This window comes from Wenjunlia tyrosinilytica, from assembly GCF_014646055.1.
Taxonomy (GTDB): Bacteria; Actinomycetota; Actinomycetes; order Streptomycetales; family Streptomycetaceae; genus Wenjunlia; species Wenjunlia tyrosinilytica.
This window is the reverse complement of the sequence record NZ_BMMS01000012.1, coordinates 69,462-93,695: the sequence shown is the minus strand read 5'-3', so window position 1 is coordinate 93,695 and position 24,234 is coordinate 69,462. Positions and strand designations below refer to the sequence as shown.

General features: G+C 71.6%; 23 protein-coding genes and 1 tRNA gene. 13 read left to right on the top strand and 11 right to left on the bottom strand.

The features are described 5' to 3' along the window. Nucleotides 1-28: 28 nt before the first annotated feature. Together IEY86_RS15290 and IEY86_RS15285 are read right to left on the bottom strand one after the other, a co-directional pair. Nucleotides 29-424 carry a helix-turn-helix domain-containing protein gene (locus IEY86_RS15290; protein ID WP_189132231.1) on the bottom strand — a complete coding sequence of 132 codons (396 nt, stop codon included), beginning with the start codon at nucleotides 422-424 and terminating at the stop codon, nucleotides 29-31. Next, the gene (locus IEY86_RS15285) at nucleotides 414-962 is read right to left on the bottom strand and encodes an ATP-binding protein (RefSeq protein ID WP_189132230.1); all 549 of its coding nucleotides are present in this window, start codon (nucleotides 960-962) and stop codon (nucleotides 414-416) included. The genes IEY86_RS15290 and IEY86_RS15285 overlap by 11 nt, the downstream gene beginning before the upstream one ends. Before the next feature lie 409 nt (nucleotides 963-1,371). On the opposite strand from IEY86_RS15285, the gene IEY86_RS15280 reads away from it, so the two are divergent. From IEY86_RS15280 to IEY86_RS15250, 7 genes are all read left to right on the top strand, one after another. Continuing rightward, nucleotides 1,372-2,781 carry an NsdA family TPR-like regulatory protein gene (locus IEY86_RS15280; protein WP_189132229.1) on the top strand — a complete coding sequence of 470 codons (1,410 nt, stop codon included), beginning with the start codon at nucleotides 1,372-1,374 and terminating at the stop codon, nucleotides 2,779-2,781. Nucleotides 2,782-2,813: 32 nt separating this feature from the next. Beyond that, on the top strand, nucleotides 2,814-3,719 hold the full coding sequence (locus tag IEY86_RS15275; RefSeq protein WP_189132228.1) for an aminoglycoside phosphotransferase family protein: 906 nt from the start codon (nucleotides 2,814-2,816) through the stop codon (nucleotides 3,717-3,719). Between the two features lie 721 nt (nucleotides 3,720-4,440). After that, nucleotides 4,441-5,157, top strand: a complete 717-nt coding sequence (locus IEY86_RS15270) for an NsdA family TPR-like regulatory protein (protein ID WP_189132227.1) — start codon at nucleotides 4,441-4,443, stop codon at nucleotides 5,155-5,157. Further along, the gene (locus IEY86_RS15265; RefSeq protein ID WP_265804515.1) at nucleotides 5,154-5,798 is read left to right on the top strand and encodes a phosphotransferase; all 645 of its coding nucleotides are present in this window, start codon (nucleotides 5,154-5,156) and stop codon (nucleotides 5,796-5,798) included. Before IEY86_RS15270 ends, IEY86_RS15265 begins: the two co-directional genes overlap by 4 nt. A gap of 402 nt (nucleotides 5,799-6,200) precedes the next feature. Next, entirely contained in the window at nucleotides 6,201-6,746 is a 546-nt protein-coding gene (locus IEY86_RS15260) for an NsdA family TPR-like regulatory protein (protein ID WP_189132226.1), read from the top strand. A 677-nt stretch (nucleotides 6,747-7,423) separates the two neighbouring features. After that, the gene (locus IEY86_RS15255) at nucleotides 7,424-8,281 is read left to right on the top strand and encodes a caspase family protein (RefSeq protein ID WP_189132225.1); all 858 of its coding nucleotides are present in this window, start codon (nucleotides 7,424-7,426) and stop codon (nucleotides 8,279-8,281) included. Nucleotides 8,282-8,295: 14 nt separating this feature from the next. Continuing rightward, nucleotides 8,296-9,099, top strand: coding sequence for a DUF6424 family protein (locus IEY86_RS15250; protein ID WP_189132224.1), 804 nt, complete (start codon nucleotides 8,296-8,298; stop codon nucleotides 9,097-9,099). A 131-nt stretch (nucleotides 9,100-9,230) separates the two neighbouring features. Here IEY86_RS15250 and IEY86_RS15245 read toward each other — a convergent pair. From IEY86_RS15245 to IEY86_RS15215, 7 genes are all read right to left on the bottom strand, one after another. Next, a tRNA-Lys gene (locus IEY86_RS15245) sits at nucleotides 9,231-9,303 on the bottom strand. 18 nt (nucleotides 9,304-9,321) lie between these two features. Continuing rightward, nucleotides 9,322-9,915 (bottom strand): bifunctional DNA primase/polymerase, encoded by a 594-nt coding sequence (locus IEY86_RS15240; protein ID WP_189132223.1) that lies wholly within the window; start codon nucleotides 9,913-9,915, stop codon nucleotides 9,322-9,324. A gap of 120 nt (nucleotides 9,916-10,035) precedes the next feature. After that, on the bottom strand, nucleotides 10,036-10,404 hold the full coding sequence (locus tag IEY86_RS15235; RefSeq protein WP_189132222.1) for a DUF8844 domain-containing protein: 369 nt from the start codon (nucleotides 10,402-10,404) through the stop codon (nucleotides 10,036-10,038). Nucleotides 10,405-10,674: 270 nt separating this feature from the next. Further along, the gene (locus IEY86_RS15230; RefSeq protein WP_189132221.1) at nucleotides 10,675-12,003 is read right to left on the bottom strand and encodes an AAA domain-containing protein; all 1,329 of its coding nucleotides are present in this window, start codon (nucleotides 12,001-12,003) and stop codon (nucleotides 10,675-10,677) included. Beyond that, nucleotides 12,000-13,535, bottom strand: a complete 1,536-nt coding sequence (locus IEY86_RS15225) for a hypothetical protein (protein WP_189132220.1) — start codon at nucleotides 13,533-13,535, stop codon at nucleotides 12,000-12,002. Before IEY86_RS15225 ends, IEY86_RS15230 begins: the two co-directional genes overlap by 4 nt. Next, complete coding sequence (locus tag IEY86_RS15220; RefSeq protein WP_229698463.1) at nucleotides 13,532-14,767, bottom strand: hypothetical protein; 1,236 nt, start codon at nucleotides 14,765-14,767, stop codon at nucleotides 13,532-13,534. The genes IEY86_RS15225 and IEY86_RS15220 overlap by 4 nt, the downstream gene beginning before the upstream one ends. A 96-nt stretch (nucleotides 14,768-14,863) precedes the next feature. After that, nucleotides 14,864-15,772: a phosphatase PAP2 family protein gene (locus IEY86_RS15215; RefSeq protein WP_189132342.1), complete on the bottom strand. Its 909-nt coding sequence runs from the start codon at nucleotides 15,770-15,772 to the stop codon at nucleotides 14,864-14,866. Nucleotides 15,773-16,124: 352 nt separating this feature from the next. On the opposite strand from IEY86_RS15215, the gene IEY86_RS15210 reads away from it, so the two are divergent. Next, nucleotides 16,125-16,799 carry a TetR/AcrR family transcriptional regulator gene (locus tag IEY86_RS15210; protein ID WP_189132219.1) on the top strand — a complete coding sequence of 225 codons (675 nt, stop codon included), beginning with the start codon at nucleotides 16,125-16,127 and terminating at the stop codon, nucleotides 16,797-16,799. Nucleotides 16,800-16,820: 21 nt separating this feature from the next. Next, nucleotides 16,821-17,417 (top strand): histidine phosphatase family protein, encoded by a 597-nt coding sequence (locus IEY86_RS15205; protein WP_189132218.1) that lies wholly within the window; start codon nucleotides 16,821-16,823, stop codon nucleotides 17,415-17,417. 199 nt (nucleotides 17,418-17,616) lie between these two features. Here the strand turns inward: IEY86_RS15205 and IEY86_RS15200 are convergent, their stop codons facing one another. Then, nucleotides 17,617-17,991, bottom strand: coding sequence for a hypothetical protein (locus IEY86_RS15200; RefSeq protein WP_189132217.1), 375 nt, complete (start codon nucleotides 17,989-17,991; stop codon nucleotides 17,617-17,619). Between the two features lie 269 nt (nucleotides 17,992-18,260). Here IEY86_RS15200 and IEY86_RS15195 point away from each other — a divergent pair, with 269 nt between their 5' ends. Further along, nucleotides 18,261-19,754, top strand: coding sequence for an NsdA family TPR-like regulatory protein (locus IEY86_RS15195; RefSeq protein WP_189132216.1), 1,494 nt, complete (start codon nucleotides 18,261-18,263; stop codon nucleotides 19,752-19,754). Nucleotides 19,755-19,786: 32 nt separating this feature from the next. On the opposite strand, the gene IEY86_RS15190 is transcribed toward IEY86_RS15195, so the two are convergent. Further along, entirely contained in the window at nucleotides 19,787-20,329 is a 543-nt protein-coding gene (locus IEY86_RS15190; RefSeq protein ID WP_189132341.1) for a hypothetical protein, read from the bottom strand. A 42-nt stretch (nucleotides 20,330-20,371) separates the two neighbouring features. On the opposite strand from IEY86_RS15190, the gene IEY86_RS15185 reads away from it, so the two are divergent. The 3 genes from IEY86_RS15185 to IEY86_RS15175 all read left to right on the top strand — a co-directional run bounded on the left by IEY86_RS15185 (nucleotide 20,372) and on the right by IEY86_RS15175 (nucleotide 24,027). After that, nucleotides 20,372-21,049: a response regulator transcription factor gene (locus IEY86_RS15185; RefSeq protein WP_189132215.1), complete on the top strand. Its 678-nt coding sequence runs from the start codon at nucleotides 20,372-20,374 to the stop codon at nucleotides 21,047-21,049. After that, entirely contained in the window at nucleotides 21,046-22,401 is a 1,356-nt protein-coding gene (locus IEY86_RS15180) for a sensor histidine kinase (RefSeq protein WP_189132214.1), read from the top strand. The genes IEY86_RS15185 and IEY86_RS15180 overlap by 4 nt, the downstream gene beginning before the upstream one ends. A 135-nt stretch (nucleotides 22,402-22,536) precedes the next feature. Next, on the top strand, nucleotides 22,537-24,027 hold the full coding sequence (locus IEY86_RS15175; protein WP_189132213.1) for a cellulose binding domain-containing protein: 1,491 nt from the start codon (nucleotides 22,537-22,539) through the stop codon (nucleotides 24,025-24,027). Nucleotides 24,028-24,234: the final 207 nt, after the last annotated feature.

The window sequence follows — 24,234 nt, the reverse complement described above, 5'->3', positions numbered from 1 at the left end:
GTTCGCCGCCGAGGCGGTTCCGGGGGTGCTACCCGTCCGCCCGGCGGTCGGTCGGGGCGGCGTTCGCGCCCTTCGCCAACAGCCTGAGCAGTGTCGCCGCCATCGGCTCCGGCATTTTCTCCACCGACCCCTCGACGACGAAGACGTGCACCGGCCTCGACTCGGCTCTGCGCCGTTCCGCTTCCAGCATGGGCAGCGCCGCTGCCAGGAGCCCGTTCGCGTCCAGCACGTCCTCGAGCCGCAGCGTGTACTCGTCCGTGGCAATGCGGGTGGCGGTCTCCACATGGCCGACCAGCGCACTGGCGTAGCGCAGCTTCTCTCCCAACTCCGTGTGGGTGAGTCGTGCGCGTCTGCGGAAGTGCCGGGCCACCTGACCGAAGTACCTCAGAGCTTCGGAGGGCTGCGTCAGGTCTTCAGTGATCACGATTCCTCCCACGGTGATGACTGTGCTCGTTGTGCGCGGCGCCCGCTCGGGCCGTCCGCTGGCCTTCCGTCACCGGCCGGAGCGGGTGGTGAAGGGCACCGTTCCGGACCGCCGACAAGCGAAGGTAGACCCACACCCTCTTTCCGCTCCCGCCGCTGTTCGGCCATGAGGCCCACGCATCGGCCAGTTCGGCCACCAGTCGAAGCCCGCGGCCGGATACGGCTTCTGGCCCGGTGACGCGGGGTAAGGGCAAGGCGCTGGAGTTGTCCGCCACCTGGATCAGGAGCCCAGCGCCCGGCCGCAGAGTCAGGACGAGGCAGATCCTCTCGTCCTCCTCACGCGGTCCGGTGCGGCCGTGCACGACGGCGTTGGTGGCCAACTCGCTGCAGATGAGCTCGGCCGAGTACTCGATTTCGGCGCATCCCCACTCGCCGAGCTTCTCCACTGCGAACCTGCGTGCCCGACCGGCGGCTCGGGCATCGCTGCGGATTTCAAGGGATGCGGAGACCGTTGCAGGGTCGTGGAGGATGAAGGACATGACCGCGGCCGGATTGGCCTTCCCGGGCCGATGTGCGGGAGCCGCCTCGTCCGATGCCGTGTTTGCGGGCGGGACAGCGAGCACGCAGTCCTGCGCTGGGTCGGGGGTCATCCATGTTCCTTTCCTGTACGCCGGGCGGTATCTGCGTGCCGTGCCGGGTCGGTCGGACGCGCTTCGGTTGACACAGCCGCCTTCGGACGGCGGTGAGGGGGCGCTTCCTCGCTGAACTTGCGACGCCCAGGTTCGACGAGCCGACCCGGCGGAACAACCTGGAAAAGACGCGGAATCGGCCACAGCCGTGTGGATCGACGGAAACAGCCCCAGATCCAGTGAAAGGTCACGGGCTGTCGTTACTGACTGTCGCCCGGATCATTACCCTGGGCTTCCAAGGGTCATCGAGGAGGTGAACGTGGCAGGTCACCAGCATCGCCCCTCTTGTGCAGGGCGGATACGAGAGCATGCGGCCGCAGAGGGATGGGAGCACCAGGAGACCGTTGCGTCGATCATCCGATGTTGCGGAGTCAGCAGACTGCGGGCACATCGCCTGGCCCGGGGCTGGACGCTACGTGGCGCCGTGGACCAGTACCGAGTCCTGGCCCAGAACGTTTCGGGTGCCGCAAGGCTGGATGAGGACCAACTGCGTCTGTGGGAGACCGATCCGAAACGCAGTCCTCGCATCCAGACCATCGACCTGCTGTGCCGGCTGTACCGCACCAACGCTCAGGGGCTGGGTCTGGCCGGTGATTACCACGAACAGCCACCAGAGACTGTCCCGGTCGTGGACCAGGGCGATCATGCGGCTCCGCACTTCTTACAGGGCCTTGCGCCGTTCCGCGCGGAGATGGACGTGACCACCGGTCCGCTCGACCGGTTGGTGGAGGACGCGCGCCGCAGCGTCGACCGCACGCTGGCTCGGGCCACCGTCACCCAAGCCCAACTCGATCTGCTGGACGAACGGATGCTGTGGCTCCGCCACCAGTACATCTTCACCGCGCCCATACCGATGCTGAGCCTGCTCTTGTCGGAGATGGAGGAGGTCCACGCGCTCGCGACGGAGCGTCAGCCGGCGGCCGTCCAGACGAGGCTGTCGGAGATGACGGCGCTCCTGGCCACCTTGGTGGCCGACGCGTTGATGAAACTGGGCAAGCTGCGGCAGTCCCGCGCGTGGTACGCCACCGCCACGACCGCCGCCGACGACAGCGGAAACGTCGAGCTGCGCGCTCGTGTTCGAGCTCAGGCGGCGATGCTGCCTTACTACTACGGGCTCCTGGAATCGGCAGTCACCCTGGCCCGGGAAGCCCGGTTGATCTGCCGCAACCGGCCAACAGCGACAAGCGTGCTCGCCGCAGCCGCCGAGGCCCGTGCTCTCGCACGACTGGGAGATGCCAAGGGAGCCGAGCACGCCATTCACCGCGCCCGGTCGGACTTCGAGCACTGTGACCAGGGCGCCGACGATGATGCCTTCGCCTTCCCCGAGCGCCGATTGCTGCTCTACCTGAGCGGCACCTACACCTACCTCGGTCGCAATCGCCAGGCCCGGCAGGTCCAGCGGCAGGCGCTTGGTCTCTATCCGGACGAGGGCGGCATCGACCCGGCCCTGCTCCGGCTGGAGGAGGCGATCTGCCTGGCCCAGGACCGCAGCCTCACCGAGGCGTGCCAACTGGCCGCAGTCACCTATCTGGAAGTCCCCGAGCAGCACCGCACACCGATCCTCGGTGCGCGGGCGCGGCATGTCATCAGTGTCCTTCCACCCGCGATGAGGTCTGCCCGAGCGGCCCGTGAGCTCGGACAGGTCCTGGAACAGCCAGCAGGGAGGTGACACTCGGGACGCCGGTCGGTCAGCCTTGGCCCATGACTGCACCGGCGCCGCTGCACGGCGGCTTCGAGAAATCCGAGATGTACGACGTCCTGGAGCGGGCCTGCGCGGTCGCGGGGCTCGACAGCAGCGAAAGCGATCTCCTGCGCGGCCACACCAACGCGGTCGTGCGTCTGCGCCGTGCACCTGTCGTGGTCAAGATCGCACGAAAGGGCACGCCGCCGGTGAAGGTGGGGCACACGGTTGCGTTCGTACGCTGGCTGATGAGCCAGGGCTTCCCCACGGTGCCGCTCCACACGGGCCCTGAGCAGCCCATGGTCGTCAACGGGCATGCGGTGACCTTCTGGACTTACCTGCCTCCAACGGCCGCCTCCATCACCGCCGCCGATCTCGCCGAGCCCCTCAAAGCGCTGCACCGGCTGCCCCCGGCCCCGGTTCCGCTGCCGCGCCTGGACAACATCGCGGCCATTCGCACCTCCCTTGCCGCGACCCGCACGCTTCCCGACGCCGACCTCGCCTTTCTCGCCCGCGTAGCCGACCAGTTGGAGCATGCCCTGAGCGGCGTCGCCTTCGTCCTGCCCGAAGCGGTGATCCAAGGCGACCCGCAGCACCGCAACGCCCTGCGCGACCGCAACCGGACCGTCCTGTGCGACTGGGACACGATCGCTTATGGGCAGCCGGAGTGGGACCTGACCACGGTCGAGGTCCACTGCCGCCGGTTCGGCTACGGCCAACCGCACTACGCGTCCTTCGCCGACACCTACGGCTTCGACGTGACCGCATGGTCCGGGTACCCGGTGCTCCGCGACATCCGAGAGCTGCGCATGATCACTACGAACGCCCGCAAGGCCCACCACGCGCCGGGAACGATCGCCGAGGTACGCCGCCGGATCGCAGGCCTGCGGGAGTCGGAAGGAGACCTGGCGTGGAGCATCCTGTAGGCCTGCGCGTCGGGCCGCGGACGGGGCTTCAGCCTGTAAGGAGGGCGGGGATCTCGAATGTGAGCGTCGAGCAGATCCACCGGGCCTGCACCGTCCTCGGCGACCGGCTCGCCGACGTGCAGAACCAGTACTCCCTGGGCGTACGGGACAGCGAGGCGCAACTGCGCCTGTGCGACGAGGTGGGCCGAGCATTTCCGCCGTGGAGACTCCTGGGCGGAATCTCACGCAGCTCGCTGGACGGTCCGTCGGGACCCGCCTCGACCGGCACGGCGTTCCACGGTCGCGGCCGAGCGCGGGGTGAGCCCGCAGCGGGTGTGCCTGCTGACCGCCGAGGAGCTAACACGCCTGGGTCCCGGCCACGTCCGACCCGGCGTCGGCCCGGTGCGATCGTGGATTACCGCTCCTTCGTTGGCGCAGGGGGCGTGAGGCTGTCCCGGATCACCCGCTCTCGACGTCGATCGATCGCCCGCTGCGCGTCCATCGGCTCGGCGATCGTTCGGAGCGGGCTCAGAATCGCCTGCGCGCTCACGTGGGCGAGAAGATACGTCTTGGATCCGATCCAGTGCCTTTTCGCCGGTGGCGACGGCATCGTGAGGCAGACAGCGACCACGGCCATGCTGTGGGCCGAGGACCTTCTCCAGGCCAAGTGCCGCGCTGATCTGGGCAGGACCGACACGGCGGCCTCCGCTCCGCGCTCTTCGTCGCGGTCGCCCGCCTCGGCATGGTGGTCGGTGCGAGCCACTTCGATGCGTGCGCGCACGCCGACGCGCGACAGACCTTCCGCTTCGCGGCCGTCTGCGCCGAAGAGGCGAAGGAGTGGCACCTACGGGCCAAGTCGTACTCGCTCCTCGCTCGCCAAGCCATCTGGATCGGCGAGCCCGACGAGGGGCTGACATTCGCAGAGCTGGGGCTTGCGCGATCCGACCGCCTCACGGCCACTGAACGAGCGATGCTGCACACGGCGCGCGCCCGCGCGTTCGCGAAGATGGGGCACGTCCATCAGACGCTGTGCGCGGTCGGCGAAGCCGATGACGCCTTCGCTCACGCTCGTCCCGGGGAAGACGCTCCGTGGATGGCCTACTACGACATGGCGCAGCACAATGGCGACACCGGCCACGCGCTGTACGACCCAGCCGTTCTGGGCCACGATCCGGCTCGCGCGGCCCGCCGTCTCAACACCGCGGTGGAAGGGCACGACGACCACTACGCGCGATCTCGCGCGATCAGCCGTACGAAGCTCGCATCACTGACCATGGCCACCGGCGATCCGAACGAGGCGGCTGAGATCGGACACCGAGCGCTGTCGGAGGTCGGACACATGCACTCCCGACGAGCGGCGGACGACGTGCGCGAGCTGGGTCGCCTCGCGGCCAAGCATCCCAAGAATTCGAACGCAGTGTCACTGCGTGAACGTATCGCCGCTACCGTGCCTGCGTGAGCAGTCAGAGCGAGGACACCCGCATCGCTCTGGCGGCGGCCTGCGCGGCCCTCGGATTGTCCGCCAGTGGCGCAGAGCCCATACGTCTGGCGGAGAAAGCCATTTGGCGCCTGCCCGGAGGCGTCGTCGCCCGCGTCGCCAAAGCCGGACAACGCGCCGAGACGGAGCGCGAGCTGCGCCTTGCGCGATGGCTGGCGGACATGGGCCTTCCCGTCGTGCGGCCCCACCCAGGGGTGCGGGCCATGGTCGTCGCATGCTGCCGACCGGTCTCCTTCTGGGAGGAACTGCCGCCGCACGAGCACGGCTCGGTGCTGGACGTCGCCGCCCTGCTGCGGCAGCTCCATGCTCTGCCCCCGCCGCCTTTCCCGGTGGGCCGTCTCGACCCCTTCACCAGAGTCAGTCAACGTATCGATGTCGCCGACACACTCACTGAGAACGACCGCGATTGGCTGCGAGACTTCCTCCGCGACCTCCAAGCCGCATGGCAGGACCTGCCCGCCGGGCTTCCGGAGTGCGTGGTCCACGGCGACGCCTGGGCGGGCAACGTCGCTCGCGTGTTCGACAGTGGCAAGACCCTCTTGATGGACCTCGAGCGTTGCTCGCAAGGGCAACCCGAATGGGACCTCGTATCCACGCGGTGAAGTTCACCAGCACCGGGTCGGTGTCGGCGCAGGAGTACAAGGAGTTCTGCGACGCATACGGCCTCGATGTGCTGGAGTGGCCCGGGTACACCACCATGCGTGCCGCCCGGGAGCTGCGGATGACCACCTACGCCGCACAACACGCATCCACTCACCGCGCCTGGCGTCAGCAGGCCCAGTACCGCGTTGGCTGCCTCCGAGGCCGCAACGGACCACGACCCTGGGCATGGACTGGGATTTGTAGCGCGCCACTCCTCGACAGCTGTGCTACGCCATGGTGCTCGGGGGCTCGCCCCAGCCGACGACCATTTCGACCAGGCCGACTTGGGGCTTACCGTCGAAGGCGATCCAGTGGAGACGCTGGGGCGGATTGGGAGAGCTGACATCGAGCGACGAACCCTCTTGACCACAGCCGCATACTCCGTGGCCGGCGCCGCCCTGCCTCTAGGCGTAGCAGGCGAGATCCAGGGCCGCACCGAGCACGCCGTGAGAGGCGGCGTCATCGGAGCCGCCGAGGTGGAGGCTGTCCGGGACATGGTGGCGCGGGGGGAGATCGGCGAGATGACGGGGTGGGCCTCTTTGTGGGGAGCGCCGTCCGCCACGGTCGATTCGCACACGGCGAAGATCTACGCCCGAGTCGGCGACCACGCAGCTGCCGAGGCGCATTACGCGGGTGCTCGGAAGAGGTACGGCTCGACGGCACACCAGCGGATTGCCGCGCTGTCGGCCGCAGCCGAGGGCCGCGCCCAGCTGAAGCAAGGGCAGATCGAGGCGGCGTGCGTCACCTGGGGCAAGGCGCTGGACACGATGACCGGCATCCGCTCGGCCCGCGCCCGAAAGTCGGTCCAGTCCATGCGCTCGGACCTGGCACCGTTCCGTTCGCGCGGTGCCCGCTCGGCGCTGGAGTTGGACGAGCGCGCCAGGACGTGGCTGCGGGAAGCGGTCTGAAGCCCTGCACGGTCGGACGGCATGCGCCCTCGAAGTGGTCGTCTCCTGCGGCCGTTCGTCGTTGCGCCCCGGAAGTTCGGCTCGAACCAGGGCACCGCCGTTGATGGCCCGTGCCTATGTGCACTCGTCCAGTGAGTCGTGATGTTCGCGACAGTCGAGGGCGTCATCGACTCCGCGGCCCTGGCGATGCTCGGTGCGCTCTCTGCTGTCTCTCATGACGGGGCGGTAGGACGCTGATGACATGCTGCTCCCATCCGCGCCGGAGTTGGGGAGCCGAAACCGATCCTTCGAACGCCCCACGCGCAGTCACCTCAACGACGGCGGCGCAGTCGGACGAGGCGAGGACGGCGGGGACCACCGCCATGCTGGTGTCCACCTCGCCCTGGTCGCCCTAGTCCCCCCACCGGCGCTCTGGCCGTGGTCACGCCTGTGGCCCAAGCTGCCAGCGATCTCACCGAAACCTCAAGGCGGCACCGGCTGCCCCCGCCCCCGGTATCCGTTGCGGCGCCCGGACAACACCGCGGCCATCCGTACCCTCCTTGCCGCGACCCGGACCTCCCGACGCCGTGTCGGGGGACTGGGCTGGGTGGGGGATTGGTGTTATGAACTGATTAGCGCCTGGGTGGAGCGTGGAACGCATCCCCGTGGATCGTCCCGCCCGCGTCGAGGAGAGCCCCATGCCCACTGGTCTGTCCATCCACATCGGCCTCAACGCAGTCGATCCCGCCCGGTACGAGGGCTGGGACGGCGAGCTCATCGCCTGCGAGCAGGACGCGCAGGACATGGCGCAGCTCGCCAAGAACTCCGGCTTCACCGTCACCCCTCCGCTGCTCACCGCCGACGCCACCGCGAAGAGAGTCACCGCCGCGCTGCGGGAGGCGGCCGGGTCGCTGAAGAAGGAGGACGTGCTCCTCCTGACGTACTCCGGCCACGGCGGGCAGGTGGAGGACCTCAACGGCCCGGAGGACGAGCCGGACCGGCTGGACGAGACCTGGGTGCTCCACGACCGGCAGTTCGTCGACGACGAGCTCTTCGCCCTTCTGGGGACCTTCGCCGCCGGTGTCCGCATCCTGGTGTTCTCCGACAGCTGTCACAGCGGGTCGGTCGTCAAGGAGGTGCCCCAGCTGCTCAGCCCGGCCGCGCTGGAGAGGCAGTTCCAGACGCAGGACGCGGCGGAGGTCGAGAAGCGCATCCGGGTGATGCCCCTGAAGACCCAGGCCAAGGTCAACAAGAGGGACAAGAAGCTCTACGACGGGATCCAGGCCGAACAACCGGCCAAGGACGCCGCCGACATCGCCGCCTCGATCCTGCTCATCTCCGGCTGCCAGGACTGCCAGACCTCCGCCGACGGCCTGCGCAACGGCCTGTTCACCTCCAAGCTCCTCGAGACCTGGAACGGCGGTCACTTCAAGGGCGGCTACCGGGCGTTCCACCGCCAGATCATGAAGAAGATGCCGATGAACCAGATCCCCAACCTGCTGAGGGTGGGGCACCTGGACAGCGCGTTCCTGCGCCAGACACCGTTCACGATCTGAGAGCGGGCCACGACATGGGCACGGACGGCAGCCACCCGCGGCACGAGGACTTCCCCTGGACGATCTCCGTGGCGGACCATCCGCCGCGCACCGAGAGCGCGCAGTACCGGGCGAGCAAGAAGCTGATGCGCAAGCTCGTCGACACGACCGCCGAGTGGGCCTTCGCCCCCGGCCCGTACCAGGACCACCACGGCGGGGGAGTGTGGGTCAAGGACAGCGACGGATGGCAGTGCCTGTTCATGCCGCTCGGCGTCGAGTGGTCGGCGCAGTTCTGCGCGGACCCGAAGAAGGTGGACCGGATGCGCCGCAGCGCCGCCCGGGTGGTCAAGGCGTTCCCCGACACCCTCCCCGGGTACGCCGAATTCGGCTACGACCACGGTGAGCGCCTGCTGGAGACCCCCATCAAGACCGCCGAGCAGGTGGCCGAGTGGACGGACTCGATCTTCAACGCCTCGGTTCCGCTGCCGGCGGGCACCCACTCGGGGGTACTCCCGAAAGCGGCGGGCTACCACCACTACCCGAAGCCGATCGTGGACATCGACCACTTCAGATTCGACGACTTCGAGCTGTTCGTGACCGACCAGCGGGGCCTGCCGGTCGCGGTGGTCCCGGTCTCCCCCCGTGGCTCGGGCGACGCACGGGTCCGCGTGCTCGCCGCCCATCCCGACTCCCCCTACGCCGAGCGCCTGGCCAGCCCCGTTCCCGCCGCCGACGGCGCACCCGGGGCCAAGGAGGGCCCCATGGCGGTCGACCAGGACGGAGCCGTCCTCCCGCCCGAGGACCACCTCGCCCGCGAGGCCTTCAAACGGCAGCGGTGAGAGGCAGCGGCCAACGGCGGCGGTGAGGTGCGCCCGCCTTCGGAGGGGGCCAGGAATGGGAGGGGGCCAGGGAATGACAGAAGGCGTCCCCCTCGTGAGGAGAACGCCCAAGTCAACGGTTGGACCGTGAGTGCGCCGCCAGGGACTCGAACCCCGAACCCGCTGGTTAAGAGCCAGCTGCTCTGCCAGTTGAGCTAGCGGCGCTCGCTGACGTCGAAGAGATTAGCATCCAGTCCGGGGCGACGAAAAATCGGTTTGGCGCACACGGGGGCGCGAGGCCTCGGGGGCGCTCCCGAGGGCCGCCGCCTCGGCCCGGGCGGCGCGGACGCAGGCCCAGATCAGCACGTCGGGACCGGGCAGCCAGGGGTCGCCGGTGTCGGGGGCCACCACCCACCGCGACGGGATGTTGGTCATCCGGTGCAGAGGCGGAATCGTTACTGCGTCACCGGCGCCGTGGCAGAGCATCGCGGGCACCCGAGGTCCCCACTCCTCCCAGGTCAGCAGGGACGGGAGGCGGTCGGCGGTGCCGGGGCGGCAGAAGGCGAGCAGCCGGCTCCGGTGCACCGCCACGGGGCCGCAGCCGGGGCCGGCCGACCACAGCTGCTCCAGCACGCGCCGGCCGAAGAGCACCGGCAGGTTGATCACGTCGAACACGTTCCCGCACGGAAGCACGCTGGGCGCCCATGGGCGGGCCGTCCACAGCGCTCGCACACTGCGCGGGAAGTCGCTCGACGAAGCGAGCCAGGCGGCCCCCTCCGCGGTCACGTACTCGACCGAGTCGGCGGCTTCCCAGAGTCCGTTGTCCCAACCATCCATGGCCCACAGCGTGGCCAAGCGCGTGCTTCAGGAATGGGACATTCGTTGAATTGCGTACAAGGGAGGGGGTGATGCGCTACGATCCCCCGCATATGCCAGAGGTGAATGCTTCTGGCTGATTCATTCTCCGGCGCGACCGTTTTTGATGAGGTCCCTGCCGAACTCGACCATCTTCTTGGCGTAGTCCGGGGTCCAGTCCGCGCGCTCGGCGATGGCCTCGAACGACACCTGGTCGAAGCGCCGGGGATCGGCGAGCTGGGCCGCCGCCAGGGCCTGGAACTCCATCGCGCGCTCCGCCGCGGCCCGGAACGCCAGCAGCAGCTCCGTCGACCGGTCCAGCAGCTCGCCGGCGTCCTCCATCGACTCCAGGTCGAAGAAGTGCTCCGGACCGCTCTCCTGCTGACCGGGCTCGAACAGCAGCGGAGCGGGGCGCAGGCGGCGCTGCTGGTCGGGGCGCCCCTCGTGTCGGGACGACTGCGGATCTGCCATGCGTGGAACCTCCGTCGTTCTGATCTCTTCCATTGTCCTTGCGGGCGCAAGACCCCTGCGGCGACCTCGGTCGGGGCCGGGGCGGAGCGGGCGAGGGGCGGCCGGGCCAGGCCGAGCCTGCGGTCGGTGCGGTCGGTGCGGGACGGCCGGGCCAGGGGCGGCAGGGTCAAGCCGGCCGCGTCAAGCCGGTGGCCGGGCCGGGCCCGCCGCGGCGCGGGCGGCCGGGTCACGGGCGGCCGGGTCACGGGCGGTCGGTGCGGGGCGGCCGGGTCACGGGCGGTACCGCACCCGGCGCTCGTTGAGGTGGGCCAGCACGGCGTGGTTCGCCTCCCAGCCGTCCGGGAACTTCACGGTCACCCCCAGCTGCACGGGCTCCGTCGACGGGTGCTCGTCCAGCAGCCGCTCCACCCCCGCCCTCGAGACCACCACGCAGGCGTGCCGGTGCCGCGAGGCGAGCACGCACAGCCGCCCGGTCTCCAGATGGAACGCGGTCGCGTCCGGCCGCCCCGACAGCGGGTGCAGGACCACGGTCACGTCGTACTCCTGGCCCTGGAGGCGGTTGGCGGTGTCCACGGTGACCCCGGCCACCCCCAGCCCGGCAAGGGCCGAGCGCACGGCCGCCGCCTGGTCCCGGTGCGCCGTGCCGACCGCGATCCGGTCCGCCGTCAGCGCCGCCGTGCCCTTCTCCGACAGGGTCCGCCCTCCCCGGTCCAGCAGCCGCCGCACCAAGGTGGCCACCGCCGCCACCGCCTCGGGGTCGGTACGGACCGTGCGCCGCTCCGGGAGCTCCAGCAGCCCCCAGCCCGACTCGGCGGCCAGATCCAGGACGCGGTCGTGGGCCGATCCGTCGCCCGCCGCCGCGAAGGACAGCCGCCGGTCCTCATGACCGGTGCCCGCGCGGAAGGGGGTGTAGGGGTAGAACGCGTCCGAGACCAGCCGCGCCGCCGACGCGGGCAGCCGCCAGGACACGGGCAGCCGGTGCTGCGGCAGCTCGGGGTTGTGGGCGAGCAGGGTGACCACCGCGCTCGCCGAGGGATCGTACGACAGCCCCGCCCACTGGTCGGCGCCCACGACCGTGAACGGGTCGAGCTGGCCCGGATCGCCCACGAACAGCGCCCGCTCGAAGAGCCCGGCCACCTTCAGCAACGCGTCCGAGCGCATCTGGTACGCCTCGTCCACGATGGCGTGCCGCCACGCCGGGACATCCTTGACGAACGCCCACTTCGCCGCCGTGGCGATCACCACCTCGCGCCCGGCCAGGTCCCCCACGGAGGAGGACAGCACCACCGAGGGCAGCTCGGACAGAGCCGGGTCCGGCGGGGAGTCGCTTCCGTGCAGGCGCCCGATCGGGAGCCGAGGATCCTCCTTCGCCAGCCGTTTCACCAGGTCGTCCACCTGGCTGTTGGTCTGCGCCACCACCATCGGCTTCTCGCCCGCCGCGGCCAGCTCACGCGCCGCCCGCACCACCAGCGTCGACTTCCCCGCTCCGGGCGGGGAGTCCACCACGACACCGCGGCGGGGGCTGTGCAGGGTGTCGTGCAGGATCTCCTCGGTGACCCTGGCGGCCTCCGCCGACGGGTCTCCCACGGGAGCGGTCACAGGTAGTCCTCCGCGGTGTGCGGGTCGGGTGCGGAGGCGCCCATGGCGGCCTCGCCGGGCGGTCCGCCGTGCGTCCACGGTGTCTCCTCCGGCGGGGGCAGCGGAGCGGCCGGCCGGGGGTCGTGCTCGAACGCCGTCAGGCACACCACGTCGCCGGGCTCGGGCACCGTGCCCTCGGCCGGGACCCTGCCGCGCCCCATCTGGTTGACCAGCCGGACCACCACCAGGCCGGGCTCGGCCGCCGCGACCTGCGCCTCCTGCGCCTTGCCCGCGAGCCGCCGGAACACCCGCGTGCCCGGCTCCACATGCGGACGGTCGTGTGTGCTCACCGACACCAGCGGCCGCGGCCGGGGCGAGCGCCCCTCGCTGTACGCCATCTCGACCGCGACGACCTCACCGGCGAACGCCTCGCCCGCCAGGCGCCGTTCGGCCATGACCAGCGGATCGTCCAGGGCCTCGTGGGCGTCCAGGCGCACCTGGTCGGTCTCGCGCCGCACCAGCTTTGCCGCCGCCGTCACCGCGTCGTCCCGCTTCGGCTGCGGGGGCTCGCCCGCGCGAAGGCGGTCCCGGTGGCCGGTGTACGACCAGCGGTCGCCCTCCCAGCGAGCCGCCACCCTGTCTCCAGGCGGCAGCTCACGCAGCAGGTCCAGCCCGCGCCACACGTGGTCCCAGGTGGGCCGCAGCTGGCTCCCGACGAGATCCCTCACCGCCCGTTCCGCGCCTGAGAGCCCCGCGTCGTAGCGGGTGATCGCCGGAGCGAGCAGCTTGTTGTCGAACGCCGGGTCGGTGGCCGGGCCCGCGGGCGGGCACTCCAGCAGGCCGCGTTCGTCCCTGGCGGTCTCCGCCCGCAGCGCCGCCTCGGAGCCGTGCACGCCCGGCGGGGGATCGAGCCACGCCAGCAGCGCGCCCAGGTGCTGGTCCTCGAGGCCGCTCTGGCCGCTCGCCCAGTGGCGGGAGAGCAGGTCGGTCATCGACACCAGCAGGCACGAGCCGGGGGTCAGCGCCCGCTCGCCGAAGTGGGTCATCCACCGGCCGAGCAGCGGCACCCGCGACGGCACCGGGTACGGCTCGTCGGGCGCCTCCTCCGCGGTGCGGCGAAAGCGCATGGAGCGGCCCAGCAGGCGGACGTACCGCACTCCCGAGCCATTGGGGACGAGCAACTGCGGGGCGTCCCGGCACAGCTCGCGCTCCACCTCGACCGGCTCGCCCGTCTCCGGGTCCTTGCCCTTCCTCACTTCCACGTCGACGTCGTCGGCGTACCCCTCGAGGTACGGCAGCATCCCCTGCGCCAGCTGCGCCAGGAAGGCGAACCGCAGGTCGCGGTCGCGCGGCTGCGGCACGACGAGCAGCGTCGGCTCCTCCCGGTCCGTGCCGAACAGCGCCCCCAGCGGCGCTCCGGCCTCACCCGCGGTGGTCAGGGGCACGAAGACCATCGGGCGCTCCGACAGATGCCGGTGCCGCACCGTGGCCAGCGGCCGCGCCCGGCCCTCCCGCAGCGCCTCCATCCGCGCCAGCGTGGCGATCAGGCTCATGCCCGGCCACCCGCGGCGGTGCCCGCCAGCGCCTCCGCCCGCAGCCGGGCCGCCTCACGCAGCCGCCAGGTCACCGCGTCGTCCCCGAAGTCCCGGCGGTCCCCGCCGCTGAAGTCCCCGCCGCCGAAGTCCCCGCCGCCGAAGTCCCCGCCGTCCTCGGCGTACCCGTGCGCGTCGGTACCCCCGCCGACCCCGCAGCCCCCGCCGCTCACGTGTTCCGCGGGCGCGCTCCCCTCGCCGTCCGCCTGCCACGCCCCGCCAAGTCCCGCAGCGGCGGCGGCCAGGACCTCGTCCACGGAAGCCAGTGCCCCCAACTCTCCGCGCACACCGCGCCCCAGCGCTTCCACCGCCCCGCACTCATGGGCGCGGGCGCGGCAGTGGAACGCCAGCTCGCACACGGACAGGCAGTCGGGGGCGTACGCCGCCGGCACGGCGTCGACCGCGGCGGCCAGCTCCTCGACCGGCCGCCGAGGCGTCCTGCGGTCGTCGTCGAGCGCCAGGTCGAAAGTGGTGCCCTCCGGCAGCTCCGAGACGATGTCCTCGACCCTCGTGAGCCTCGTGAGCTGCCGCACGGTGACCGAAAGCTGCTTGCGGACGTCCACCGCCGCGCACGTCGGGAGGTTGGAGAAGTCCTTCGGGCAGACCAGCACCACGGTGTGCTCGGGCTCTCCCCGGCCGATCCGCTCCGCGAGCGCGCGCAGCGCCAGCACGTACACCGCCGACTGCCGCGCCGCGGCCCCCACCTTCGCGGGGTCGGCGCAGCCGTCGAGGATCGGGAACGACTTGATCTCCACCACCGTCCAGCGCCCGTCGGGCCGCACGACGACGGCGTCCGGCTCCAGGTGGACCGCCGACCCGGCGACCTCCAGGCGCAGCATCGGATGGTCGAGCAGCGACCAGCCGCCCGCGGCCGTGGCCTCCTCCAGCGCCTGCCGGGTCCGCTCCGCGCGCCCGGCCGGGCCGACCGCCGACAGGTCGGGCAGCGCGGCCTCGTCCGGGGCGGGCAGGCCCAGCCGTTCGCACAGCAGCCGCAGCAACTCCGCGCAGCCGTCGGCCTTGACCCGTGCCTCGAACGCGTTGCCCCGCACGATCGAGAACTGGGACTGCCCGAACGGCGCGGGTCTGCCCAGGTGTTCGGCCACCGCCCCCTTGTCGACTCCCGCCGCGTCGAGCAGGGCCCGGCGCCCGCAGCCGGGGTTGGCGGCCAGCGCCGCCAGGGTGCGCGCGTCCATGGGCCGCGGCGGCGCGCTTCCGCGCAGAGCCGCGAGCCGGGACTCGAGTGTGGTGCTCACGCGCCGCAGTCTCGCACCTCGGTGTGACAGCGGGGGTCAGGAGCCCACGGCGGAGCCCGGTTCGATGCCGGTGCCGAGGTCGGGATCGAGTGCCGGTTCCTGCCGGGGACCGGGGACGCGGCGGTGGCTCTGGAGCGGGATGACCGCGGCGGTCCCGTGCCGCGACGGCCCGTCACCGGCGGCGTTGCCGCCGCGGCATGCGTCCCACGTGCTCCGCAGCCGGTCGGCGAGCCGCATCGCCGGGCGGGCCAGCAGCGCGCCGATGCCCATGACCGCCGCTCCGGCGACCGCGTCGAGCAGGTAGTGGTTGGCGGTCGCCATCACCACGAAGGTGATGACCAGCGGATACAGCACACCGAGCACCCGGACCGCGGGGGAGCGCCCGTACCGCCACAGCAGCACTCCGCACCACAGCGCCCAGCCGACGTGCAGGCTCGGCATGGCCGCGTACTGGTTGGTCATCCCGCCCAGTCCGCGCGGCGCGCTGGCCTCGCTGCCCCACCAGCCGAACGAGGCGTACTGGGCCATGGAGTCCACGAACCCGTAGGAGCGCTCCAGCAGCCGCGGCGGCGCCGTCGGCATCAGAGTGAACCCGACGAGGCCCAGGACGGTGGATATCGCGAGCCAGGTGCGGACGGCGCTGTAGTGCTTCTGGCGCCGGTGCCACATCCACAGCAGGACCGCGGGGGTCACCAGGTAGTGCAGGGCCGCGTAGGCGAAGTCGCAGGCCACGCCGACGGCGGTGCTGTGGGTGAGCAGGCCGTTGAGGGCCCGTTCCATGTCCAGGCGCAGGACGCGCTCGACGTGCAGGATCCGCTTGCCGTGGTCGAGGGCCGTGGAGACGTCGCCCCTGGCCAGGAGCCGTCCGAAGGAGTACGCCCCGTACAGGGCGCCGATCAGGAGTAGTTCGGTCCACCAGCGCAGGCGGCGCGCCGGCCCCGATATGCCCGGTTCCTCGGAGTCGCCCCGCTTGCTCGGCGTGCTCCCGTCGGCCCTCTGACGAGGCACGGCTATGGACACGGCAGGAAATCCCCCAGGTTCGGCTGTGAAGCTGTGAACGCGAACGTCCTGTATGGCGAACGTCGAACCTCTACCGTACGACGTACGCTAAGGAGAGCACGGACCGACCCCAGAGATTCGCGCCAATCATTTCATCCTCCAGCCGTCCCCAGGTCATCTTCTCGCAGGTCGGACCGGGCAGTATCCGCTCACTCACCCCTCGGCGCAACGCGGGGTCGCCAGGACCGCTGTCCCCGCCTCGGCGAACCCGGCGCCGCACTCCCCCTCGGTGTCCGCCATGACACATATGGAACCGGCCCGCTCCCCACGGCGCCGCGCACCACGCAATTCGCTCAACCGCGAGCTCATCATCGAGTCGGCCCTGCGCCTGCTCGACGGCGAGGGCGTCGGTGCCTTCACCATGCGCGCCCTCGCCCAGGAGCTCGGGGTCGGAGCGATGGCCCTCTACACCTATTTCCAGGGCAAGGAGGAGCTCTTCGACGCCGCGCGCGAACGGCTCCTCGCCCGCTACCAGCCCGTCGGCGCGGAAGGCAGCCCCCGCGAGCAGTTGCGCGAGTCCTGTATCGCCGTCTACCGGCTCTTCGCGGAGCACCCCTCCGTCATCGAGCTGCTCATCGGGCGGCCCGAGCGCTGCGACGCCGCGTCAGCGGGCGTCGAGCACATGGTCGGCCTGCTGCGCCGCTGCGGCCTCGGCCCCGCCGACGCCTCGCGGGCGCAGATGGCGCTCATGCAGTACACCCTCGGTGTCGCCCGGTGGGCGGCACGCGGCGCCGACCGGGCGAGGTACGGGGGCGACGGCACGGAGCGGTGCCCGCCCGGCGGTGAACCCCAGTTCCAGTACGGCCTGGAGGCCCTGCTCGACGGGCTCGTGGAGGGTCCGCGCGACGAAGCCGCCCGAGCCGCCGGAGCCGGTGTGATGGATCATGGCGGGAGCAGCCGGGCAGTCGGCTGATCCCGACATCGGAGGTGGGACATGCCGGCGCGCGTCATCCTGGTACGCCATGGGCAGACCCAGTGGTCGCTGTCCAACCAGCACACCGGGCGCACCGACATCCCGCTCACCGAGGAGGGGCGGCGCACCGTCCGCCTGCTGGGTGAGCGGCTCGAGGGCGCCCCGTGGAACGGCCTCAAGGACGCGGTGGTCAGGACCAGCCCGCGTGTGCGGGCCACCGAGACCTGCCGGCTGGCCGGGTTCGGCGACCGCTGCGAGCCCTGGGACACGCTCGCCGAGTGGGACTACGGCGAGTACGAGGGCAGGACGACGGAGGAGATCAGGACCGAGCGGCCGGGGTGGATGATCTGGCGGGACGGCGTTCCCGGCGGGGAGCGGCTGGAGGACGTGGCGGCCCGCGCGGACAAGGTCGTCGAGTGGGTCCGCGGCGGCGACCGCGATGTGCTGGTCTTCTCGCACGGCCACTTCTCCAGGACGCTCGCCGCCCGTTGGCTGGGCCTCGGCCCCGCCAGGGGCGCCGCGATGCCACTGGCCCCCGCCGCGCTGTCGGTGCTCGGATGGTCCTACGATCAGCCCGCGCTGGAGCGGTGGAACGACACGGCGCACCTGGAGGGCTGACCGGCCGTGCTCCACCCGCCCGGGGAAGGGGCCCGCGGCCACCCGCCGGGTCGGCTCGGGGACGGGAAGCTCCGTATGCCCGGCGAGGAGCAGCACATTGCCGAAGCACCGGCCGCGCGGCACGGCGGGGTCGGTGATCAGGAGCCTGGTCGGGGCGGATGCGCCGGGACGGCTCCGCTCCCGCGCGGGCATGGGCGGCTCAGAGGCCGTCGGCCGCCGCCAGGGTCACCGCGGCCAGCCCCAGCGCGTCCCGCAGCTGGACGGGATCGGTGTACGGGGCCGCGACATTCGGAGGCAGCAGCCACCCCGTCGAGGAGCCCGGAGGCAGCCCCGCGAGCATCGGCTGGGGACAGGTGACCGAACAGGAGCTGCCCGGAAGGTCCCAGCGTTCCGCGGTGCCCTCGGGGACGACGAAGCCGAGCGTGTCCGCGGCGCGGTCGTGCAGCACCGGCCCCACCGCCGTACGCATCCTCAGGATGTCCACCGCCTCGAGTCCCTGCCGGGCCGGGACCGTGACCAGGTCGCAGGGGGGCGCCCCCTGCGCCGACGTGCGACCGAGCCATGCCGATGTCATGTACGACGTCCTGGGACTCACGGAAACCGTCCTCCTGCCTGTCGGGCGCGGATCGCCTGGTGCGGTGTTCAACGCGCGAACCCGTCAACAGCCACGGGCACGGACCGCCTAAGGGATGGCATTTCATAGCAGATCGGGTACGACTTGTCCCTTTTGTGGTCGAACTCCGGGTAACCCCCGACGTGGAGCCGGTACCTTCGTCGCGCTACCCAACGGCGATGGGTCCTCGGCAACGGCCGTCGGCCCAGCGGCAATTAGGGGGTGCGGCGATGGCGCTTCCTCGAGACCCGCGACCGGGGCCAGTACCGAACACCGCTTTCCGCGCGCTCAGAGGGGACCTGTCCCCCAACGAGTTCGCCTCGGCGGTGCGCCGGGCGGCACGAGAGATCGGCGAACAGGTCTCCTGTGACGCCCGGTACGTCGGACGTGTGGAGTCCGGGGAGATCAAGTGCCCCAACTACGCGTACGAGCGTGTGTTTCGGCACATGTTCCCGGGCAACTCTCTTCAGGACCTCGGCTTCGCCCCACGCGAGAAGGTCCGGGGAAGATGGGTCGACGGCCCCGTGGGACCCGGCCTCGTGGTTCCGTGCGGACCGGTCGTGCCACGTCCGCAGCCCTGGCTGCTCGGTGGGAACCCCGAGGGTGGCGTCCACGAGGGCGGACCAGCCGACTTCGACCTGTACGACGAGGAGAGCGACGTGCTCCGTCGCGCGTTCATGACCGGCGGTCCCGCGGCGATCACCGCCGCCCTCTCGCTGGAGCGGCCGGCCGCGGCGGCACCCCTGCCCGAGCCGCCGGCCGCGGCGCCGCCTCCCGTGCTCCCGAGGGCCCGAGGAGTGCCCCGGCGAGTCGGCAGAAGGGAGGCGCGGGCCGTGGAAGAGGCCGTCCGCCAGATCCGGGTCCTCGACGACCGGCACGGCGCCGACGCGCTGTACCGGCAGGCCGGGCGCTCGCTGCGCACCGCCTACCTCCTGCTCGACGAGGGCTCCTACGACCCCCGGGTCGCGGGCCTGCTGCACTCGGGCGCGGGCGAACTGGCCATCTCCGTGGGATGGCTCGCCCATGACTGCGGCCGCCTCGACGACGCGCGCTCGTACTACGCCGAGGCCCTGTCCACCGCGCGGATGGCGGGCGACCCGGCGCTCGAGGCGCACGCCTTCTGCAACACGGCCTTCCTCGCCCGTGACGCGGGCCGTCCCCGCGAGGCCGTGCGGGCCGCCCAGGCGGCGCGGCAGGCCGCCAAGAAGCTCTCGTCCCCGCGGCTGATGTCCCTGCTGTCGCTGCGAGAGGCCGGGGGCTGGGCGGGACTGCGGGACCGCTCCTCGTGCGAAAGGGCCCTGAAGCACGCCCACCGCCAGTTCGACAAGGGCCCCGGCGACCGCGACCCGGAGTGGATGTCGTTCTTCGGCCCCGGCGAGCTCGCCGGGCTCGAGGCGCAGTGCTGGTCGGCGCTGGGCGACTATGAGCGCGCGGCCGAGCACGCTCGGCGGGCGGTGGAATTCCAGGACGGCCACTTCGTGCGCAATATCGCCCTGTTCACCGCGGAGCTGGCACACGACCTGACCGGCCGAGGAGAGGTGGTCGAGGCCGCCCACCAGGGCCGACGCGTCCTGGGCCTGCTCGACCAGGTCAACTCGTCCCGAATCCGCGGCATGATCGGCGCCACCGCCCGAACCCTGACCGCCCACCGCGCCAACCACGACGTGGCCGCGTTCCTCGACGCCTACGAGGAAACGAGCCGGGGCTCCGGCATCCCGGCCTGACCGTGCGCCCGGGGGAACCGGGCGCCTGCGGCCTACGAGTGCCAGGTGTCCACCGTCGGGGGGTGGCCGTTCCAGGTGCAGAAGACCGACGACGTCGTGCCGCCCTCGGTGAAGTCCACCCTGATCCAGGCCGGTTCGTTCCACACCTTCATCCGCCATCCCGAGTCCGGGGTGGCGGAGACCAGCTTGCCGGTGCTCCCGCCCAGATCGAACGCCACCCGGCCGCCGGAGACCGTGTAGCTCTTGACGTCGCCCCAGTCGGCGTCCGGGGAGGAGCTCTGCTTGGGCGTGTTCGTCGGGCTGTTCGCGACATCGCCCAACGAGCCGCGGCGGCTCGGCGTGACGGGGGCCGACGGTGACGGGGACGAACCCGCCTTGCGGCTCGCGGACGGCGAGGCCGGGGGGAGCGGCTTGGAGCTCGCCGAGTCCGGCGACCGCCCGCCCGTGGTGGCCACGGCTCGCGGCGGGTCGTAGGCGGTACCCGCCAGCACCGAGTGGACCCCGAACCACGACAGCGCGACAGCGGCTGTCGTCGCCGCCAGCCACGCTCCGGTATGTATTACTCCTCGACGCATCAGCACATAGTGCACCACCCGTATGGCGTACGGTGTCGGGCCATGGCAAGTGTGCTGGTGGTCGAGGACGATCCGTTCGTCCGCTCGGCCCTGATCCGCCATCTCACCGAGGCGTCGCACACCGTGCGCAGCGTCGGCACCGCCCTCGAGGCGCTGCGTGAGGTGGCCCAGGTCGGATTCGACCTGGTCATCCTTGATCTTGGGCTGCCCGATCTCGACGGAGCCGAGGCGCTGAAGATGCTGCGGGGGATCACCGACGTCCCCGTGATCATCGCCACGGCCAGGGACGACGAGGCCGGAATCGTCAGCCTGCTCAACGCCGGCGCCGACGACTACCTGGTAAAACCGTTCTCCGTGGAGCACCTGAGCGCCCGCATGGCGGCCGTGCTGCGCCGCTCGCGCGGCTCGGAGGCGGCCCAGTTGCTCCGGGTCGGCGGTCTGCACATCGACCTGCTGCGCCGGCAGGCGACCCTGGACGGCAACGCGCTCGACCTCACCCGCAGGGAGTTCGACCTGCTCTCGTTCCTCGCCGCCCGCCCCGGCGTCGTGGTGGCGCGCCGGGAACTGCTCGCCGAGGTGTGGCAGCAGTCCTACGGCGACGACCAGACCATCGACGTTCATCTGTCCTGGCTGCGCCGCAAACTCGGAGAGACCGCGGCCGATCCCCGCTACCTCCACACGGTGCGGGGCGTCGGCGTGAAGCTGGAGCCCCCGGCGTGAGGTGGGCGCTGGTCAAGGTCTCGCTGGCCGTCACCGCCATGGTGGTGCTGGCCTTCGCCCTGCCGCTGGGTCTCATGGTCAAGGAGATGGCCCGCGACCGGGCGTTCACCGCGGCCGAACGGCAGGCCTCCGCCCTCGACTCGGCGCTGGCGATCACCACCGACCGGGACTCGCTGAAACGGGCCGTGGCCACCAGCGACGCCAAGATCGCCGTCCATCTGCCCAAGCAGCCGGTCGTCGGCCACCAGCACGCCTCGGACGCCGACCTTGCCGCTGCCTCCCGTATGGGCCGCGCGGCCAGGGTCCATGTCCGCGGCGGCTACGCGCTGCTGCACCCGCTCGCCGTGGGCTCGGGGGCGATCACGGTCGTCGAGGTGTTCGTGCCCGACAGCGACGTCACCCGCGGTGTCGCCACCGCCTGGCTCGTCCTCGCCGGGGTCGGCATCGGGATCATCGTCGGCTCGGTGGCCGTCGCCGACCGGCTCGGCAGCCGAATGGTCCTGCCGGCCCGCAGCCTCGCCGAGGCCGCCCGCGGCCTGGGCCGCGGCGACCTCGACGTCCGGGTGCCCGAGGCGGGTCCCTCCGAACTGCGCTCGGCCGCCGTCGCGTTCAACTCCATGGCCGACCGGGTCAAGCAGCTCCTCGCGAACGAACGGGAGATGGCCGCCGACCTGTCCCACCGGCTGCGCACCCCGCTGACCGTGCTGCGCCTCAACGCCGCCTCGCTCGGTGCGGGTCCCGCCGCCGACCAGACCAGGGCCGCGGTCTCCCAACTGGAGCGCGAGGTCGACCAGATCATCCGCGCCGCCAGGCACCAGACTCCAGGACCAGGCCTTTCCAGTGACGCCGCCGAGGTCATCCGTGAGCGCATGGCGTTCTGGTCGGCGCTGGCCGAGGACCAGGGCCGCGAGGTGCGCCTGGCGGGCGTGGGCCGCTCCACGCCGGTACCCGTCGCCCGCCCCGAACTCGTCGCCGCGCTCGACGCGATGCTCGGCAACGTCTTCCGGCACACCCCCGAGGGCACCGCCTTCTCCGTGGACGTGCACACCGGCGAGGAGGCCGTGATCCTGCTGGTCTCGGACGCCGGCCCCGGCATCAAGGACCCGGGGGCGGCGCTGCGGCGCGGTCACGGCGCGGGCGGAGAGGGCTCCACCGGGCTCGGCCTGGACATCGTGCGCAGGGTCGCGGAGTCGACCGGCGGGGATGTCACCATCGGCCGCTCGGTGCTCGGCGGCGCCGAGATCCGGGTGTGGCTCCAGCAGGGACCGCCGACCGCGCTCCCCGACCGCCGGGGGCACCGGATGCGCCGCAGGAGGGAGAAGGCGAAGGCCCCGCAGGGCGTCGACCGTTAACCCTCCTTCAGCACGGGCTTAAGCCCGCCATAAGAAGTGACCTCACCGCCCTGAACAGGTAATTCGTCCCGTCCGCGGGGGCTAGCGTGATGCTCGCACCCCCCACACCCGGACGAAGAAGAGGTACGGGCGCCCATGAGTACCCACCGCAAGAGCATCAGCCGCAGGGCCAAGGCCATAGGCGTGGTCACCGCGACCAGCGTCGTGGCCGCCGGTGCCGCGGTCCTCCTGTCCGGCACCGCGTCGGCCGCCTCGCTCGGCGCCGCCTACACCCGGACCAGCGACTGGAGCGGTGGCTACACCGCGCAGTACGTCGTGACCAACAACTCGGACAAGCCGCTGTCGGACTGGAAGCTGGAGTTCGACCTGCCGCAGGGCACCGAACTCGGCACGCTGTGGAACGCCAAGTCCACCGTCTCCGGGCAGCATGTCTCGGTGACCGCGGAGGAGTGGACCAAGTCCATCGCGGCCCACAAGTCGGTGTCGATCGGCTTTGTCACCAAGGCCGCCGCCAAGGGCGCCGACCCGGTCAACTGCCGTATCGACGGCGAGAAGTGCTCCGTCGACGACTCACCCGTACCCGAGCCGAGCGGGCGCCCCACCGCCACGCCGACGGCCACCCCCACCACCAAGCCCACCCCCACCCCCACGAAGCCCACGCCCACCCCCACCCAGACCAAGCCGCCGACGCCGACGCCCACCCCCACCCCGTCCCCCACCGGGGGCGGCGGCTCGGCGGCCTTCGCACCCTACGTCGACACCTCGCTGTTCCCGCCGTTCGACCTGCTGGCCGCCGCGAAGGCCACCGGGGTCAAGGAGTTCAACCTCGCCTTCATCACCTCCGGCGGGGGCTGCACGCCCAAGTGGGGCGGCGTGACCGAGCTCGGTTCCGACGCCGTGGCCGCGCGGATCGGTGACCTGCGCAAGTCCGGTGGAGACGTCCGGGTGTCCTTCGGCGGGGCCGTCGGCTCCGAGCTGGGGACGGTCTGCGGCAGCCCCTCCGAGCTGGCCGACGCCTACGGCAAGGTCATCGACCAGTTCAAGCTGACCAAGGTGGACTTCGACATCGAGGGCGGCGCGCTGGCGAACAAGGCCGCCAACTCCCGCCGGGCGCGGGCCATCGCCGAGCTCCAGAAGGACCACCCGGACCTGGAGGTCTCGTTCACCCTGCCGGTCCTGCCCAGCGGTCTGACCCAGGACGGTGTGGACCTCGTCGCCGACGCCAAGAAGAACGGCGTCGACACCTCGGCCGTGAACATCATGGCGATGGACTACGGCACGTCGTTCGACGGTGACATGGGCCAGCTCGCGATCGACGCGGCCACCGCCACGCACGGCCAGATCAAGGGCGTGCTCGGCCTGTCCGACGCCGCCGCCTGGAAGGCCGTCGCGGTCACCCCGATGATCGGCGTCAACGACGTGTCATCGGAGATCTTCAAGGTCGACGACGCGGACCAGCTGGTCACCTTCGCCAAGTCCAAGAACCTGGCCTGGCTGTCGATGTGGTCCTCGACCCGCGACAAGGAGTGCGACGGCGGCCCGCAGAACTCCGCTCAGGCCACCTGCAGCAGCATCAGCCAGTCCCGGCTGGCCTTCACCAAGGCGTTCGGCGCCTACACCGACTAGGCGGCAGCCGCGCCCACCAGCGGCCGAAGGGCGCCCCCGGCACCCGACGGCGGCCAGGGAGGACAGGCCCTGGCGAACGCGGCGGCGGGACGCTCCGGAAGGGAGGACCCGGAGCGCCCCGCCGCCCGCCTGCTCCTTCCCGCCGAGCCCGGACCGCGTCCGGGCTCGGCGGTTCGGGCTCCGCGCCCGAGGGGCTCGCCGGCTCCC